Annotated in this window: 16 protein-coding genes; 11 read left to right on the forward strand and 5 right to left on the reverse strand. The window is 64.5% G+C overall.

Annotated elements, in window-relative coordinates; translation table 11 throughout:
* Nucleotides 1-5 precede the first annotated feature (5 nt).
* A complete protein-coding gene (locus AC1C2M_RS05100) occupies nt 6-860 on the forward strand; it encodes an undecaprenyl-diphosphate phosphatase (protein WP_483404072.1) in 855 nt (284 codons plus the stop codon).
* 22 nt (nt 861-882) lie between these two features.
* Nucleotides 883-2151, forward strand: a complete 1269-nt coding sequence (mshC, locus tag AC1C2M_RS05105) for a cysteine--1-D-myo-inosityl 2-amino-2-deoxy-alpha-D-glucopyranoside ligase (protein ID WP_495435452.1) — start codon at nt 883-885, stop codon at nt 2149-2151.
* 46 nt (nt 2152-2197) lie between these two features.
* Here the strand turns inward: mshC and AC1C2M_RS05110 are convergent, their stop codons facing one another.
* Nucleotides 2198-3115 carry a proteasome assembly chaperone family protein gene (locus tag AC1C2M_RS05110; protein WP_234031325.1) on the reverse strand — a complete coding sequence of 306 codons (918 nt, stop codon included), beginning with the start codon at nt 3113-3115 and terminating at the stop codon, nt 2198-2200.
* A gap of 102 nt (nt 3116-3217) precedes the next feature.
* Between AC1C2M_RS05110 and AC1C2M_RS05115 the strand changes: the two genes are divergently transcribed.
* The 9 genes from AC1C2M_RS05115 to lnt all read left to right on the forward strand — a co-directional run bounded on the left by AC1C2M_RS05115 (nt 3218) and on the right by lnt (nt 13416).
* Entirely contained in the window at nt 3218-3901 is a 684-nt protein-coding gene (locus AC1C2M_RS05115) for an HAD family hydrolase (RefSeq protein WP_483404070.1), read from the forward strand.
* Nucleotides 3898-5067 (forward strand): tRNA (adenine-N1)-methyltransferase, encoded by a 1170-nt coding sequence (locus AC1C2M_RS05120; protein ID WP_483404069.1) that lies wholly within the window; start codon nt 3898-3900, stop codon nt 5065-5067. The genes AC1C2M_RS05115 and AC1C2M_RS05120 overlap by 4 nt, the downstream gene beginning before the upstream one ends.
* A 94-nt stretch (nt 5068-5161) precedes the next feature.
* Nucleotides 5162-6097: an FKBP-type peptidyl-prolyl cis-trans isomerase gene (locus AC1C2M_RS05125; protein WP_483404068.1), complete on the forward strand. Its 936-nt coding sequence runs from the start codon at nt 5162-5164 to the stop codon at nt 6095-6097.
* 80 nt (nt 6098-6177) lie between these two features.
* Entirely contained in the window at nt 6178-7209 is a 1032-nt protein-coding gene (locus AC1C2M_RS05130; protein WP_483404067.1) for a helix-turn-helix transcriptional regulator, read from the forward strand.
* Nucleotides 7202-8209, forward strand: a complete 1008-nt coding sequence (locus AC1C2M_RS05135; protein ID WP_495435453.1) for a helix-turn-helix transcriptional regulator — start codon at nt 7202-7204, stop codon at nt 8207-8209. The genes AC1C2M_RS05130 and AC1C2M_RS05135 overlap by 8 nt, the downstream gene beginning before the upstream one ends.
* Nucleotides 8210-8260: 51 nt before the next feature.
* Nucleotides 8261-8560 (forward strand): twin-arginine translocase TatA/TatE family subunit, encoded by a 300-nt coding sequence (gene tatA / locus AC1C2M_RS05140; protein WP_483404065.1) that lies wholly within the window; start codon nt 8261-8263, stop codon nt 8558-8560.
* Nucleotides 8561-8631: 71 nt separating this feature from the next.
* The gene (gene tatC / locus AC1C2M_RS05145) at nt 8632-9381 is read left to right on the forward strand and encodes a twin-arginine translocase subunit TatC (RefSeq protein WP_108961850.1); all 750 of its coding nucleotides are present in this window, start codon (nt 8632-8634) and stop codon (nt 9379-9381) included.
* A complete protein-coding gene (locus tag AC1C2M_RS05150) occupies nt 9378-11804 on the forward strand; it encodes a DEAD/DEAH box helicase (protein WP_495435454.1) in 2427 nt (808 codons plus the stop codon). Before tatC ends, AC1C2M_RS05150 begins: the two co-directional genes overlap by 4 nt.
* 34 nt (nt 11805-11838) lie before the next feature.
* Entirely contained in the window at nt 11839-13416 is a 1578-nt protein-coding gene (gene lnt, locus AC1C2M_RS05155) for an apolipoprotein N-acyltransferase (protein ID WP_483404063.1), read from the forward strand.
* A gap of 101 nt (nt 13417-13517) precedes the next feature.
* Here lnt and AC1C2M_RS05160 read toward each other — a convergent pair whose 3' ends face one another.
* The 4 genes from AC1C2M_RS05160 to AC1C2M_RS05175 all read right to left on the reverse strand — a co-directional run bounded on the left by AC1C2M_RS05160 (nt 13518) and on the right by AC1C2M_RS05175 (nt 16268).
* Entirely contained in the window at nt 13518-13886 is a 369-nt protein-coding gene (locus AC1C2M_RS05160; protein ID WP_108390926.1) for an RNA polymerase-binding protein RbpA, read from the reverse strand.
* A gap of 81 nt (nt 13887-13967) precedes the next feature.
* Nucleotides 13968-14765 carry a glycerophosphodiester phosphodiesterase family protein gene (locus AC1C2M_RS05165; protein ID WP_495435455.1) on the reverse strand — a complete coding sequence of 266 codons (798 nt, stop codon included), beginning with the start codon at nt 14763-14765 and terminating at the stop codon, nt 13968-13970.
* A 4-nt stretch (nt 14766-14769) separates the two neighbouring features.
* On the reverse strand, nt 14770-15801 hold the full coding sequence (locus AC1C2M_RS05170) for an SPFH domain-containing protein (RefSeq protein WP_495435456.1): 1032 nt from the start codon (nt 15799-15801) through the stop codon (nt 14770-14772).
* A complete protein-coding gene (locus AC1C2M_RS05175; protein ID WP_483404060.1) occupies nt 15798-16268 on the reverse strand; it encodes an NfeD family protein in 471 nt (156 codons plus the stop codon). The genes AC1C2M_RS05170 and AC1C2M_RS05175 overlap by 4 nt, the downstream gene beginning before the upstream one ends.
* Nucleotides 16269-16369 lie beyond the last annotated feature (101 nt).

The raw sequence follows: 16369 nt of genomic DNA on the forward strand, positions 1-16369 counted from the left end.
ATTCCGTGGACATTCTCAACGCGATAATTCTGGGTCTTGTACAGGGACTCACCGAATTTCTCCCGGTGTCGTCGAGCGCTCACCTGCGCATCGTCGGCGAGTTCCTCGGAACAGGCGGCGACCCAGGGGCGCGCTTCACCGCAATCACCCAGATCGGCACAGAACTCGCTGTCGTCATCCTGTTCTGGAAAGACATCGTGCGCATCATCGGTGCGTGGTGCCGTGCGCTCGTGGGAAAGATTCCGCGCAACGACCCTGACGCCCGCATGGGCTGGCTCATCATCATCGGCTCGGTGCCGATCGTCGTTCTCGGTCTGCTGTTCCAGGATCAGATTGAGACCACACTGCGGTCCCTGTGGTTCACGGCGTCCATGCTCATCGGCTTCGGCATCCTTCTCGGAATCGCCGACTGGATCGGCCGGAAGAACCTCAAACTGGAAAACCTCGGGTACCGCGATGGCATCATCTTCGGACTGGCCCAGGCCCTCGCGCTCATCCCCGGGGTGTCACGTTCGGGTGGAACGATCACCGCGGGGCTCTTCCTCGGCTACGAACGGGCAGCAGCCGCCAGATACGCGTTCCTCCTCGCGATTCCCGCCGTACTCGGCAGTGGCTTCTTCCAGATCTACAAGTCGATAGCCGACCCGTGCGTCGAAGGCGCGACCGATTGCATCCCGGAGATTTACGGCCCGGGGGAGACCCTGATCGCGACGGTCATTGCCTTCATCGTCGCCATCTTCGTCATCAAGTTCTTCATGAGCTACATCTCGAAGCGCAGCTTCATGCCCTTCGTGATCTACCGCATCCTGCTCGGTGTCGTCGTCTTCATCCTGCTCGGCACCGGTGTCCTCACGGCCTAGCCGCGCAGCTTAGGCTGGACAGGTGAAGGCATGGAATAGACCGCTCGTCCCGACCCTCCCCGGCAACTCGCTTCCGCCGTGTCTTTTCGACACAGCAACCGGCGGCATGATTGAGGCACATACCGGGGAGATCGCGCGGTTGTACGTCTGCGGGATCACGCCGTACGACGCGACCCACATGGGACACGCTGCGACCTACCTTGCCTACGACACCCTGCAGCGCGTCTGGCTCGACGGCGGCCTCGAGGTCCACTACGCCCAAAACGTCACCGACATCGACGACCCCCTGCTCGAACGCGCGGCAGCCACGGGAGTCGACTGGCGAGACCTCGCCGAAAGCCAGGTCGAATTATTCCGGGGCGATATGGAAGCCCTCAGCATCCTCCCGCCCGAGAACTACGTCGCGGTCACCGAGGTGCTCGACGAAATAGCCGAGGCAGTCAGACGGCTTGTGGCCGCAGGAGCGGCATACTCTGTGCCGACCCCGGATTCAACCGTCGGTGACGACATTTACTTCGACAGTGCCGCGGCTGCGAAACTCGGCCCGTGGAAACTCGGCGACGTCAGCAATTACGACGCAGAAACCATGGTGAAGTACTTCACAGAGCGCGGGGGAGACCCGGACCGCGCCGGTAAGCGCGATCGCCTCGATCCACTCCTCTGGCGCGCGGCACGCGACTCGGAGCCGAGCTGGCCTTCGAGCGTCGGCCGCGGCCGGCCCGGGTGGCATATCGAGTGCTCGGTGATCGCCCTGATGGAGCTCGGCACCGACTTCACGGTGCAGGGCGGCGGCGGCGACCTCGTCTTTCCGCATCACGAACTCAGTGCCGGCCACGCGTCTGCCCTGAGCGGGCACCCGCTGGCGCGGGTCTACAGCCACGCCGGCCTCGTCGCCTTCGAGGGCGAGAAGATGTCGAAGTCGCTCGGGAACCTCGTGCTCATCTCCCGCCTGCTTCAGTCGGGCGTCGACGCGCGCTCGATTCGGCTGGCGATCCTCGCACACCATTACCGCTCGGACTGGGAGTGGACCGACCGTTTGCTCGTCGACGCGGCGGCGCGGCTCAGCCTGTGGCAGAGCGCCTTCAGGCCGACGGACGAGATCAGCACGAGTGCTGCGACCCCGGACGCTGTCGATTCGCACGCAGTGCTCTCGGCCCTTCGGTCGGCGCTCCAGCTCGACCTCGGCACGCCTGCTGCGCTCCGTGTGATCGACGACGCGGCGACGAGCGGTGTGACCGACCCCGAGCTGATTCGCCGCGCCATTCACGCGCTGCTCGGCGTGGAACTCTGACCGTCGAACGGCACGGCTGAAAGCGAGAAGCTGTGAGGCGGGGGACTCAGCCGCGGGCCGGGGGCTCGTTGCGGCCGTCGCCCTTGCCGTCACCTGAGCGGCGCAAGTAGCGCTCGAACTCCTTGGCGATGGCCTCACCGCTGGCCTCGGGGGATTCGACGGTGTCGCGGGCCTGTTCCAACTGAGCGATGTAGGCGGCCATGTCTTCGTCATCGCCCGCGAGCGCGTTGATGCCGTTCTCCCACTCGCCGGATTCCTCAACCAGGTCGCCGCGCGGGATCACGACATCGACGATCTCCTCGAGCTTGTCGATGAGGGCAAGCACCGCCTTCGGCGATGGCGCGTTGTGCACGTAGTGGGGGACTGATGCCCAAATCGAAAGGGTGGAGATTCCGGCCTGCTCGGCCGCCTCGGCGAGCACACTGAGGATCCCGACGGGGCCCTCATAGCTGCTGCGTTCGAGTTGAAGCTCACCGCGCATCTCGTCATTCTCGCTCGACGCGAAAATGGAGATCGGGCGGGTGTGGGGAACATCGGCGAGCATGGCGCCAAGAAAGACGATCGTCGAGATGTCGTGAGTGAGTGCCGCGTCGATGATCTCCGCGGTGAACGCTTTCCAGCTGCGCGACGGCTCGCTGCCAACCAGCAGGAAAATATTGCCGCCGTTGGAACCGCTGACGCTGAGGTCCGCATCGTCAGCGAGCGGTGCAGGGGCGTCAGTGTCCGCGGCCGGGGCGCTCGGGCCATAGAGAGTTGCCGTTGGCCAGGTGATCCGGCGCTTGCCGTCGTCATCGACGGCGATCACCGGCCGGTTGAACTGGTAGTCGTAGTAGAGCTCGGGGTCGATCTCGAAGATCGCCGAGACGTCGAGCTGCTCCTGCAACACACGGACAGCACCCGTGGCTGCTTCACCAGCGTCGTTCCAGCCCTCGAAGGCGACGACGAGCAACCGACCACTCAGCACTAGTTCCCCATTCCACGGGTTTCCCCGACGCAGTATTGGCTGGCTCTCGCCCGCACTGGTTCCAGAATAGGCGCTCTCCGGCAACAGGTAGCATTGAAACTCGTGACTACACAGCTACCCGCCGCTGTCCTCTGGGACATGGACGGCACCATCGTCGACACTGAGCCGTACTGGATCTCCGCCGAAACCGACCTCGTCGAGTCGTTCGGGCACACCTGGACCTACGAAGACGCGATGACCCTCGTCGGTGCAGGCCTGTGGGAATCCGCGAAGGTGTTCCAGGATCACGGGGTTGAGATGACCGCAGACGACATCGTCAACCACCTCACCAGCCGGGTGCAGGAACGGCTCGAGAAAGACGGTGTCCCGTTCCGTCCAGGAGCCCGCGAACTGCTCGAGGAACTCAGATCCCTCGGCGTCAAAACGGCGCTGGTCACCATGTCCATCCGCAGGATGGCCGAACAGGTTGTCTCTCACATCCCATTCGACGCGTTCGACGTACTCGTCACCGGTGACGAGGTCGAAAACCCGAAACCGCACCCGGAGCCCTACCTCACCGCGGCCCGGCTGCTCGGAGTCGACATTGCTGACTGCGTTGCCATCGAGGACTCACGCGCCGGACTGGCATCCGCTGTCGCCGCCGGCAGCATGGCCGTCGCTGTCCCGCACGCTGTTTCGATAGCCCCATCTGACTCTCACACCACCTGGCCGACACTCGCAGGCAGGACAAGCGTCGATCTCGCCGCCCTCGTTGCCGCTCGCGCAACCGAAGGACTTCCCCGATGACCGACACCTCCGCCACCCAGCCAGCCACCACACCGCCCACCGACGAGCGACCGCAGAACTCCGGGCCGTTCCGTGTCGGTGATCGGGTACAGCTCACCGGCCCGAAGGGCAAACGCAACACGATTACCCTGGAACCGGGCAAGGAATTCCACACCCATCGCGGCATCGTCAGCCACGACACCATCATCGGCCTGCCCGACGGTTCGGTCATCACGACCACCGACGGCATCGAGTACCTCGCCCTTCGCCCACTCCTCGTTGACTTCGTCATGTCGATGCCGCGGGGCGCAGCGATCATTTACCCGAAGGATGCCGCGCAGATCGTCGGACTCGCAGACATCTTCCCCGGTGCAACAGTCGTCGAGGCCGGTGTGGGCTCCGGCGCTCTCTCGCTCTGGATCCTCAGGGCCATCGGGCCGACAGGCAGGCTCGAATCATTCGAGCGACGTGACGAGTTCGCCGATGTTGCGCGCGGCAACGTCGCCACCTTCTTTGGCTATGACCCCGAAAACTGGAGGGTCTCCGTCGGCGACCTCACCGAGACGCTGCCGACCACCATGGAGCCGGACTCGGTCGACCGCGTCGTCCTCGACATGCTCGCACCGTGGGAGTGCATCGACGCGTGCGCAGACGCGATGAAGCCGGGTGGAGTCATCCTCTGCTACGTCGCGACTGTGACCCAGCTTTCGCGAGTCGCAGAGGCCATTCGGGCGACAGGGCGCTTCACCAACCCTGACTCGAGCGAGACCATCGTCCGTGGCTGGCACGTCGAGGGACTCGCCGTGCGACCTGACCACAGGATGATCGGCCACACCGGCTTCCTCATCACCGCGAGAAAGCTCGCAGACGGAACAATTCTTCCCGAGCTCAAGCGCAGGCCGAGCAAGTCGGACTTCAGCGATGACGATGTCGAACAGTGGACGCCGGGCGCTCTCGGCGAGCGGAACGTCAGCGCCAAGATCCTGCGCAAGAGGGTCAGAAGCGTGGCCAATTCCGCCGAGCTCTCCAAGGCCAGGGGCCTTGGACCAGCCGCTGAGGCACCTGTGGGGGACTCAGGAGAATCCGCCGCCAGCGAGGGGTCCGCCGACTCCGTCTCAGCCATCGAACCCGACACTGATGCGACGGACACTGCAAACTCCGAGCCTGGAGAAACGCCGCGTGGCTAAGATGGCCCGGGCGAGAGGTGAGAGTCACGCCACACAGGGGACACCAACCCAATTGGTTCCCGTCGAGAACACCCGAGTACGAAATCGAGGCACCGTGCAGAAGGCACCCGCATTGCTCCTGACCGCAGGCGTCGTCCTGGCCACCCTCACGGGCTGCGCACCCGCAACGGGAAGCGACTGCGACTCACCGGTCTCCTCCGGTGACGCGTCAACGCTCGTCGACGCGACGGGAGCCCTCGGTTCGCTGAAGGAAGTTGATTTCCCCACCCCGCTGAAGACGGACACCACCCAGGTCTCCACACTGATCGAGGGTGACGGAGCACAGATCACCGACGACCAGCTCGTTGAGATGAGCTTCTCCTTCTACAACGGCACAACAGGGGCGCCCATCGAAGAAGGCGCGTACGCCGAGCCCGGCGTTTACCTGCCGTCGCAGCTCCTGCCAGGGATGGCTGACAGCATCGCGTGCTCGACCGTCGGATCGCGCATCGCCGCCGTGATGACCCCCGCCGACGCATTCGGCGACCAGGGCAGCGCCCAACTCGGAGTCGAGTCGAACGACGCCGTCATTATGGTCGCGGACATCACGGACGCATTCCTCGCCAAGGCCGACGGCACACCGACCCCCGTCTTCCAGTCGGGCTTCCCCAGTGTTGTCACGGCAGCGGACGGCACCCCTGGCATCACCGTCCCGAAATCAGAGGCTCCCACCGAGCTCAAGGTTGCGACCCTGAAGACCGGAAGCGGAGACACGGTCTCCGCCGATGACCGCGTAGTCGTTCACTACACCGGCGCGCTCTGGGATGACAACAGTATCTTCGACACGTCATGGGACGACGCGACACCGGCTGTCTTCAGCCTCGACGGCATAGTCCCCGGCCTCGCGACAGCCCTCGAGGGAAAGACGGTCGGTTCGCAGATCATCGCCGTCATCCCGGCTGAGCTCGCGTACGGCGAACAGGGTTCAGCAACGATCCCCGCCGGATCGACGCTCGTTTTCGTCGTCGACATTCTGGGCACCGTCAACTGATCGACCGCTTCGCCGGCGGACCCGCGCCACTCGGCTCGGGTCCGCCGGATTCCCGCTCCCGGCGCAACTATGATGATGCTGTGCAAGAACCCCGCGCTGCAGCGCCAGTCCCCGTCGAGGAACGACTCTTCAGCCTCGTTCTGGCCCTGCTCGCGACCGAACAGGGCCTGACCAAGTCCGAGATCCTGTCGACCGTCCAGGGATATCGGCAGCGGTACTCCGCGTTCGGCGACAACGCGAGCCTCGACCGCCAGTTCGAACGCGACAAAGACGACATCCGTGAACTCGGCATCCCGCTCGAGACGATCGAGACGCCGGGCGATCCCGGCAACAACCAGTCGCTGCGCTACCGGATCCCCAAGGGGGAGTATGACCTGCCCAGCGACATCACGTTCTCGCCCACCGAGATAGCCATGCTGTCGCTCGCCGCGACCGTGTGGCAGCAAGGGTCACTGTCGGCCGAGTCCCAGCGGGCGTTGCTCAAGCTCAACTCCCTCGGCATCGAGTCGGACGAGCCGGTCATCGGATACGCGCCACGGGTGCGGATCCGGGAGAGCTCATTCGATCCGCTGCGCCTCGCGCTCGAGAAGCACGCCGTTGTGACGTTCCCCTATCTCAAACCCGGTGAGGCCAGCCCACGGACACGGACCGTTGCGCCGCTCGCGCTGGTCCAGCACCATGGCCGCTGGCACCTGTCCGCCGAGGACATGGAAGTGAACGAGGGCAGAACCTTCCTGCTGAGTCGCATCGTCGGGCCGGTCACGACGACCAGCAAGACGTGGCTTCCCCCGGAAACCGTTGGGCATGCGGAACGGTCGCTCCGTGCTCTCGACGCCCTCTGGGAGGCTCAGGTTGCCGTTGTCACTGTCGAACCGGGAACGGATGCCGCCACGCGGCTCTCCAAACGCGCCGAGCCGGCATCCGACAACGACTCCACCGAACTCCGGTTGCACTACACCGACGTCGACGTGCTTGCGGACGAGCTCGCCAGTTACGGCCCTGAAGTACTCGTGCTGAGCCCGGAACGCCTGCGCACCGCGGTGCTCGCGAGGCACATCACCACCAGAGACCGGCACCTCGACGCCCCAGCGGACGGACTTGACAATGGCTAGTTCGACACCACACGGGCGGGACAAGCTCGCCTTCCTGCTCGCGTTTGTGCCGTACCTCATGGACAAGGGTCAGGTCTCCGTCCAGGAGGCGGCGCGGCACTTCGGTGTGTCTGAGACCCAGATCCGCGACTCGGTCAACCTGATCGCGGTCTCCGGTGTACCGGGTGAGACCAGCTCGTACCAGCACGAGGACCTCTTCGACATCGACTGGGACCTGTTCGACGAGCGCGACGAAATCGCCATCACTCATCTCGTCGCGATCGACGACTCTCCGCGTTTCTCAGCTCGTGAGGCAGCTGCCCTCATTGCCGGGTTGCAGTACCTGTCATCGCTCCCGGAGCAGGCCGACAGGGGAGTCCTGGTCTCGCTCCTGGCGAAGCTGTCCAGGGGCGCGTCCGGCACGCCGAGTGAAGTCGCGGTTGGGTCATCCGAGGTCGATGAGTATCTCAGAATCATCCGGGATGCCGTCAGCGCAGGATCCCGGATCGAGTTCGATTACCTCAACTCGCGCGGCGAACTGGAACGACGAGCGGTCGACCCGCTGCGGATCGAGTCCCTCGACCAAGACTGGTACTTGAGGGGATGGGACCACGGTCGCGACGCCGCCCGTACCTTCCGGCTTGACCGGATGAGTGCGCTCGTGCCGACGAGCGTCCCGATCAGCCGAAGAGCCGATGACGTTCCCCTCGGCGACAGGCTCTTCGAACCGAGCGACACCGACCTGAGCGTCGTCGTCGAGCTGGACGCAAGCGCGCTTCCGCTGATCTCCGACTACCTCACGGCGGAACCCGCCAAGCCCAGAGGCACAGGGCGCACGAGGGTCACCCTTCACCTCGCCCACACCCACGGGCTCAAGAGGCTGGTTGCCGGACTGGCCGGAGTTCTTACGGTGGTCGAGCCGGCGTCGGCGCGTGCCCGGGTTGCGGACTGGGCACAGGCCGCGATCGACAGGTATGCCGACGGCGATGCTTCCAGTCGCCTGCCAGAAAACCCGCGATAGCTTTGAACCACGCTAAACTTCTGCCTAACGGCACCAATCAAAGGATGGATCATGTTAGGTAACCTCACCGGCTGGCACCTGCTCATCATTGTGTTCCTCGTGCTCCTTCTCTTTGGCGCACCGAAGCTCCCTGGCCTCGCCAAGAGCCTCGGACAGTCCATGAAGATCTTCAAGAACGAGATCAAGAGCGACAAGCCCGAAACGACCACCCCGGTCGACCCGACAGTTCCCGTTCCGCCGACGACGACGTCCGCAACGGCCACCCCGGTCTACCCGACAGAAACGGCGCCTCCGGCTTACCCGACTGAGACCGCTACATCCAGCGCGCCAGAGACACACACGAAACCGTAAGGTCAGTGACTCAGGGAACCACCGGGCGAAAAAGCGCACAGCGCTCCAGGGGAAAGAACGCCGAAGGCCGGATGTCGCTCGGCGAGCACCTGGTCGAACTGCGGAAACGCCTCTTCATCATCGCCGCCGGTGTTGTGATCGCAATGATCGGCGGGTTCGTCCTGTCCGAATGGGCGATCAGGATGATGGCCGCCCCGATCACTGAGATTGCCGTTGAACGCGGCCAGGCGCTCCTCAACTTCGACGCCGTCACTGGTGCGTTCGACCTCAGGATGAAGGTCGCTCTCACCCTGGGCATCGTCATTTCGAGCCCGATCTGGCTATACCAGATCTGGGCGTTCCTGGTCCCGGGTCTCACCCGGAAAGAGATCGGCTACGCGCTCGGGTTCCTGCTGAGCGCAGTGCCGTTGTTCCTTGCAGGGTGCGCGGCCGGCTGGCTCATCATGCCCCACATTGTTGAGCTGATGGTCGGCTTCACTCCGGCGGAAGCCTCCAACTTCTTCAACGCCGGGATCTACTTCGACTTCGTGTTGAAGCTGCTGCTCGCCATCGGTATCGCTTTCGTCGTGCCCGTCTTCCTCGTCCTGCTCAACTTTGTCGGTGTCCTCAGCGCGGCGACCATCATCAAGTCCTGGCGGATTGCGGTGCTCGTGATCGCCGTGTTCTGTGCGATCTCCACACCAGCGGCCGACGTGATCTCGATGTTCCTGCTCGCCATACCCATGATCATCCTGTACTTCGCCGCGTATGGAGTCGCATACGTGCACGACCGCCGCGCCGCGAAGCGGCAGGCCGCCCTCGACGCAGAATTGGCCCTGTGACCACCGCAGACCTCAGCCCAGCGGAGCGCTACGCGGCCTCCCGACGGAAAACCCCTCTTCTCGATGCCTTCCGCGAGAAGCAGCACTTCGACCTTGACCCATTCCAGATCGAGGCCTGCGCGAGTATCGAGGCGGGCAACAGCGTTCTCGTTGCAGCGCCAACCGGAGCCGGCAAAACGATCATCGCCGAGTTCGCCATCTACGCTGCCATGCAGAGCCCGCGGCGGAAAGTGTTCTACACGGCGCCGATGAAGGCGCTGAGCAACCAGAAGTTCGGCGAACTGGTCGCCGAGTACGGTGCCGATTCGGTCGGCCTCCTCACCGGAGACACCAATATCAACGCGCACGCGCGGGTCGTCGTCATGACGACCGAGGTGCTCAGGAACATGCTTTACGCGAATTCCGACCTCCTCACTGACCTTGCTTACGTCGTCATGGACGAGGTGCACTACCTCGCCGACAGGTTCCGCGGGGCAGTGTGGGAAGAGGTCATCATCCACCTTCCCGAAGAGGTCCGGATGGTTTCCCTGAGCGCAACGGTGTCCAACGCCGAGGAATTCGGCGACTGGCTCCAGGCTGTCCGCGGCCACACCGAGGTCATCGTGTCAGAGGAACGACCGGTCCCACTGGACCAGCACGTCCTCATGCGCGGCAAACTCATCGACCTGTTTGCGGCGCCGTCGCTCGCTGACACGTCCCAGGTCAACCCCGAACTCGTCCGAATGGCGCAGTTCGGCGGACGCAACCCCAACACCAGGCAGCACAACGACGTCTCCAGGTACAACGCCAAGGGCGGCCGCCGTCCTCCCCAGCGCATCGACCGGGGCGACGTCATCCGCCTGCTTGACGAGCACCACCTGTTGCCCGCCATCTTCTTCATCTTCAGCCGGGTCGGGTGCGACCAGGCCGTCGCCCAGGTACTGCGCTCGGGCATCCGGCTCACGGAAGTCCACGAGCGAGACGAGATCCGGGCAATCGTCGAGGAGCGCTGCTCCCAACTGCCCGATGAAGACCTCGCGGTTCTCGGTTACTGGGAGTGGCTCGAAGGACTCGAGCGTGGCGTCGCTGCCCACCACGCCGGCATGCTGCCCGCCTTCAAGGAGGTCGTCGAGGAGCTCTTCAGGAAGAAGCTCGTCAAGGCGGTCTTTGCCACGGAGACGCTCGCGCTCGGGATCAATATGCCCGCACGGACGGTTGTGCTCGAGAAGCTCGAGAAGTTCAACGGCGAAGCGCGAGTGCCGATCACTCCGGGGGAGTACACCCAGCTCACCGGTCGGGCCGGTCGCCGCGGCATCGACGTCGAGGGACACGCCGTCGTCACCTGGCAGGACGGTCTTCACCCGCAGTCCGTTGCATCCCTCGCATCCCGCCGGAGCTATCCGCTCAACTCCAGCTTCAAACCGACCTACAACATGGCGGTGAACCTGATCGACCAGTTCGGCCGGGAGCGCACCAGGGAGATCCTCGAGTCGTCGTTCGCACAGTTCCAGGCCGACCGGGCGGTCGTCGGAATCGCACGGAAGGTGCGTGAGCAGGAGGCATCACTCGCCAAGTACGCCGAGTCGATGACCTGTCACCTCGGTGATTTCCGCGAGTATGCCTCGATGAGGCGTGAACTCACTGATCTTGAGCGCGGGTCGGCACAGGCGGAGCACGGGTCGCGCGCGACGCGTGAAAAGCGCCAGCGCAGGGTCAACGGGTTGCGAAAGCGGCTCTCCGCTCACCCGTGCCACAGCTGTCCCGACCGGGAGCAGCACGCCAGGTGGGCAGAACGGTATTTCAAGCTGAAGAAGCAGACCGACCAGCTCACCCGGCAGATCGCGACGCGCACCGGCGCCGTTGCGAAGATCTTCGACCGGGTCACCGATGTGCTGGTCGAGTACGAATACCTCGTTCCAGGAGAGGGCGGTCAGCTCGAACTGAGTGCAGCCGGCCGGACCCTCAAACGGATCTACGGCGAACGGGACCTGCTGGTCGCCGAGGCCCTGCACCGCAATCTCTGGAACGACCTCGACCCGGCGAGCCTCGCCGCAATGGCGAGTTGCATCGTGTTCGAACCGCGCCGCGATGAGGGGCAGGTGCCCGAACGATTCCTCCCGCGTGGTGCGTTCCGCGTCGCGCTCGACAAGACCCAGGACCTCTGGGCCCGCCTCGACGACACCGAACAGGACCACAGACTGCCAGGAAGCGAACCGCTGGCCACCGGTCTCGCCATCGCCATGCATAAGTGGGCCCGCGGTTCGACGCTCAATTCGGTGCTTCTCGACGCCGATATGGCAGCGGGTGACTTCGTCCGCTGGACCAAGCAGACGATCGACCTGCTTGACCAGTTGTCGATGGTTGCCGACGGGGGCGTGGGCCGCAATGCCCGTAAGGCACTGGATGCCATCCGCCGCGGCATCGTCGCATACAGCTCAGTGTGAGGTTTCGGGGGCGGCGACAACCTAGGCTGGGAGAGTGACCCGCCCGACCCGACCGCTCCTGCCCCTCACCGCCGCCATCCTGTTGGCCGCGGCATCCGGCCCGGTCCTCGACGCCGGTTTTCCCGACAAGGGAATCTGGCCGCTCGCGTTTGTCGGGGCTGCAATCTTTCTCGTCTGCCTGATCGGCCGGAGCGTCGGCGGAGCGCTTCTCGTTGGATTCATCGGCAGCGTCTCGTTCTACCTCGTGCACGTGTCGTGGGTCTCCCTGTACCTCGGACCGGTGCCCTGGATCGCGCTCTCCGTTCTCGAGTCCATCTTCTTCGCCGTCGGCGCGGTCCTCATCACACTCGCGTTCCGCTGGATCCCTCGGGTCTGGAACAACAGGTTCGGCAGGCTCGTCCTTCTCCCTGTCGTCGTGGCCGGCCTGTGGACCGCCCGCGAGGCGCTCGTCAGCACCTGGCCGTACGGCGGTTTCGCATGGGGCAGGATGGCGTTGAGCCAATCCGAGAGCCCCTTCGCACCGCTCGTCGCCTGGGTCGGGCTGAGCGGTCTGAGCTTTCTCATGGTCTGGCTGATCGTTCTCACGATCCAGGTCATCCGCGAGCCTGATGCCCTCACCACGTTCACACGGATAGCCGTCCCCGCTGCCGCCATCGCCGCAGTACTCGCCGTACCGGCTGTACCGTTCGTGCAGAGCGGGGAGGCGACGATTGCCGCCGTCCAGGGCAACGCGAAAGCGGGATACTTCGATGACCGCGAGCCGGGAGATATCCTCGCTGCGCAGGCATCCGCGACACTCGATGTCGTCGGCACCGAGGTGGACATGGTTGTCTGGCCGGAGAACGGGTCAGACCTCAACCCCCTCACTGACCCGCAGGCCGCCGGCGTCCTGGACTACCTGGCGTCACAGGTCGGAGCGCCGATCCTGACCGGAACGGTCACCGAGCGTGGCGACGAATACTTCAACACCTCCCTGCTGTGGGTCGCCGGCACCGGCGCTCTTGACTACTACGACAAGCGTCACCCGGTACCCTTCGGCGAGTACGTGCCTGACCGTGAGTTCTGGGAGCCGTTTGCGCCGGACCTGATCGGCCTCGTTGCCCGGGAGTACACACCGGGCACCCGAGATAACATCTTCAACGTGAACGGTGTGATCGCCGGTATCTCGATTTGCTTCGACATCGTCGATGACGCCCTGACCCGTGAAGCAGTGGACCGGGGAGCCCAGGTCATCATCGCGCAAACCAATAATGCGGACTTCGGGCGGACCGATGAGAACCAGCAGCAACTGGCGATCGCGCGGCTCCGTGCCATCGAGTCATCACGAAGCGTCGTCAATATCTCCACGGTAGGGACGAGCCAAATGATCGGCCCCGACGGGAAAACCCTGACCGAGATCCCTGCCTATGAGCCCGGCGCCATGGTCGAGACGGTTCCGACGTCGAACGCGAAGACCCCCGCCATGCTCTACGGTGCACAAATCGAGGCTGCCATCTCGCTGTTCGGTCTCGGTGCACTCATCGTCGCCGGGCTCTGCCGGCCACGCCGGCGTGGGTCGTCAGTCACCCCGACCGGAATACCGAGGCGCACCGCCGACCGACAGCCGGTGTGAGGCACCGGCCAGCGTGATCCGGCGCCGAATCGCCCTGAGCCGCGCGGGGGCAGCAAAAAGGGCGCCCGCACAGCGAGCGCCCCATTCATCCGGTGTGGAGCTTAGGCTCCGACCTTCTTGTTCAGTCCGCGACGTTCCCTGAGGAAGGCGAGCCGGTCTTCGAGAAGCTCCTCGAGCTCCTCACGTGACCGGCGTTCGAGCAGCATGTCCCAGTGGGTTCGTGCCTGCTTCTGATCTGATTTATCGATAGTGATCGGCTCTGAACCAACCATGAGTACGGCCTCGTGCCCGCAGTGACGGCACTCCCAGGTCTCCGGGGGTTCCGCGTCGGCAGCGAACATCAGTGCGCTCTCGTGGTTACATTCAGGGCACAGATACACGGATCGAGTCCGTTCCGAAAATACGACGCCCTCTTCGCTCTGTAAGCTCTGGGCGCCGAGGCGCATTCCGCGCAAACTGCGATCTGCCATTGTGTGGTCCCCTCTCGTTTGCTCCTCCAGTTATAGACCCCCAAACTGGGCAGAAGCTTCCCGCTGAGCGGATATTCGCAGCTAACCTCCAGATTGCCTAGAGGCGCTTTGCCACTCCCTGACCACGGTGAGCGCGATGTCGGCGCGGTCGGTGATGATTCCGTCGACACCGAGATCCAGTAAGCGTCGCATGTCTGCCGGTGCGTTGACCGTCCAGACGTGTACCTCGACACCGGCGCGGTGCAGCGTGCGGAGCGTCCGTGGGGTGACGAGTTGAACGTTTTTGTAGCGCTCAGGGATCTGCACGATGGCCACACCGGTCAGTGATCGCCTGACGAACGCGGGAATGCCCATCTTGGCACCGACAAGTGCCCGCGCGAACAGCCGGGATGACGCCGAACTGGTGACACCATCCAGAATTTCGAGAGCCCGCAGCCGCTTGGACTCGTCAAATGACGTCACGAGTACTCGATCCATCGCCCCGGCAGCGCGGATCGCCCGCGCCGCTGGCCGGGCGGCTCGTTCGTCTTTCACGTCGATGTTGAAGCGGATGTGCGGAAAGGCCGCAAGCGCCTCTGCCAGGGTGGGTGCCCGGTGGCCGCCACCCAGATCGAGCAGGCAGAGCTGGTCAAAGGTCACGTCTCGCACCACGTGCGAGACGACGCCAACCCGAATCTCCGGGTCGTGGACCAGGACGGCGATGCCGTCTGCTGTGGCGTGAACGTCGGTCTCGATGTAATCGGTGCCAGCGTCGACCGCGGCCTGGAACGCGGCGAGCGTGTTCTCCGGTACGCCGATGGCGAGGCCACGGTGCGCGAACACCCGTGGTCCCTGAGGGGTCAGATACCGCGAGCCCGTGGCAATTCCGGCAGTTGGCACAGCGCTATTCTGCCCCAGGCGGTGCCGCCGGGGGAGCGGAGGGTGACGCGGGTGGGAACACCGGGGGAACGCTCGTCGGGAAGACGCTCGACGGCACGTCAGGGGTTGGAGGCGGCGGACTCTGCGGCCCGTCATCCGCAGCGCCGGGGACGAACGCTTTTCCGAGCCCCTTGACCGCTTCGGTCAGTTCGGACGGGATGATCCACAACTTGTTCGCCGTGCCCTCCGCGAGCTTCGGGAGGGTCTGGAGGTACTGGTACGCGAGCAACTTCGGGTCGGCGTCGCCGCGGTGGATGGCATCGAAGACGGTCGTAATGGCCTCGGCCTCACCCTGCGCGCGCAGCACAGCGGCGCGCGCGTCACCTTCAGCGCTGAGGATCGCAGCCTGGCGCGCTCCCTCCGCCGTGAGGATCGCCGACTGTTTGGTTCCCTCGGCGGTGAGGATGAGTGCCCGCCGGTCACGCTCGGCACGCATCTGCTTCTCCATCGAGTCCTGGATGGACACGGGCGGATCGATGGCCTTGAGCTCGACCCGGCCGACGCGGATTCCCCACTTGCCCGTCGCCTCGTCCAGAACGACGCGCAATTGCCCGTTGATGTTGTCGCGGCTGGTCAGCGCCTCTTCGAGGTTGAGCCCACCGACGACGTTTCGGAGGGTGGTGGTGGTGAGCTGCTCGACCGCGCCGAGGTAGTTGGCGATCTCATAGGTCGCTGCGCGGGCATCCGTTACCTGAAAGTAGACGACGGTGTCGATGGAGACGACGAGGTTGTCTTCGGTGATGACCGGCTGCGGCGGGAACGACACCACTTGCTCACGCATGTCGATGAGCGGGCGGACCCTGTCGATGAATGGCACGAGGAGATTCAGCCCCGGTTGCAGTGTCTTGTGGTAGCGGCCGAGACGTTCCACGACGCCGGCCGATGCCTGCGGAATGATCCGGATCGCACGGAACAGCACGACGAGGATGAAGATGAGAATGACAACGCCGACAACCCAGGCGATAACCGTGCCGACGACGTCTGACGCGTTGTTCATGATGCGTTCCTCCCTGTGGGGACCACCACGGCGGTTGCGCCGCGAATGGCCTGGACCTGTACCTGCGTTCCCGGTTCCAGCGTGAGTGCCTCAGACTCGGAAGGGACGTTCGCCGTCCAGAGCTCGCCGTTGGCAAGCTTGACCTGGCCACTGTGCCCGTTGACGGGCTGAACCACGCGCCCCGTCGTACCCACGAGTGCGTCAACGTTGCTCTTCGCGGGATCCGCCCCCTTCCGGAGAGCACGGAGCAGGGAAGGACGAACGAGCAGGAGCAGAAGGACGGATGCCGCAGCGGCGATGAGGAACTGGGCCCACCACGGCACGCCGAGAAAACCTGACGCGAGACCGATGGCCGACCCTATGCCGAGCATCAGGAAGGTGAATTCGAGGCTGAGCATCTCGATGGTCACAAAGAGAAGCATGAGGACCAGCCAGACAATCCAGATGTTCTCGACGATCCAGTCCATGCGTACCTCCCGGTGGCGAAGCGGCTCGTGGTGGGCGCCCCTCCGCGTCTCACACCGAATCTATCAGTCGGCCACCGCGGCGCACCGAAACTTCTTGATAG

Source organism: Mycetocola sp. Y444 (genome assembly GCF_059445295.1).

Bases quoted from the DNA above. Each gene is read 5' to 3' on its own strand.
- AC1C2M_RS05120 (WP_483404069.1), top strand. From the start codon at position 3,898: ATGACCGACACCTCCGCCACCCAGCCAGCCACCACACCGCCCACCGAC.
- AC1C2M_RS05135 (WP_495435453.1), top strand. From the start codon at position 7,202: ATGGCTAGTTCGACACCACACGGGCGGGACAAGCTCGCCTTCCTGCTC.
- tatA (WP_483404065.1), top strand. From the start codon at position 8,261: ATGTTAGGTAACCTCACCGGCTGGCACCTGCTCATCATTGTGTTCCTC.
- tatC (WP_108961850.1), top strand. From the start codon at position 8,632: ATGTCGCTCGGCGAGCACCTGGTCGAACTGCGGAAACGCCTCTTCATC.
- AC1C2M_RS05160 (WP_108390926.1), bottom strand. From the start codon at position 13,886: ATGGCAGATCGCAGTTTGCGCGGAATGCGCCTCGGCGCCCAGAGCTTA.
- AC1C2M_RS05170 (WP_495435456.1), bottom strand. From the start codon at position 15,801: ATGAACAACGCGTCAGACGTCGTCGGCACGGTTATCGCCTGGGTTGTC.
- AC1C2M_RS05175 (WP_483404060.1), bottom strand. From the start codon at position 16,268: ATGGACTGGATCGTCGAGAACATCTGGATTGTCTGGCTGGTCCTCATG.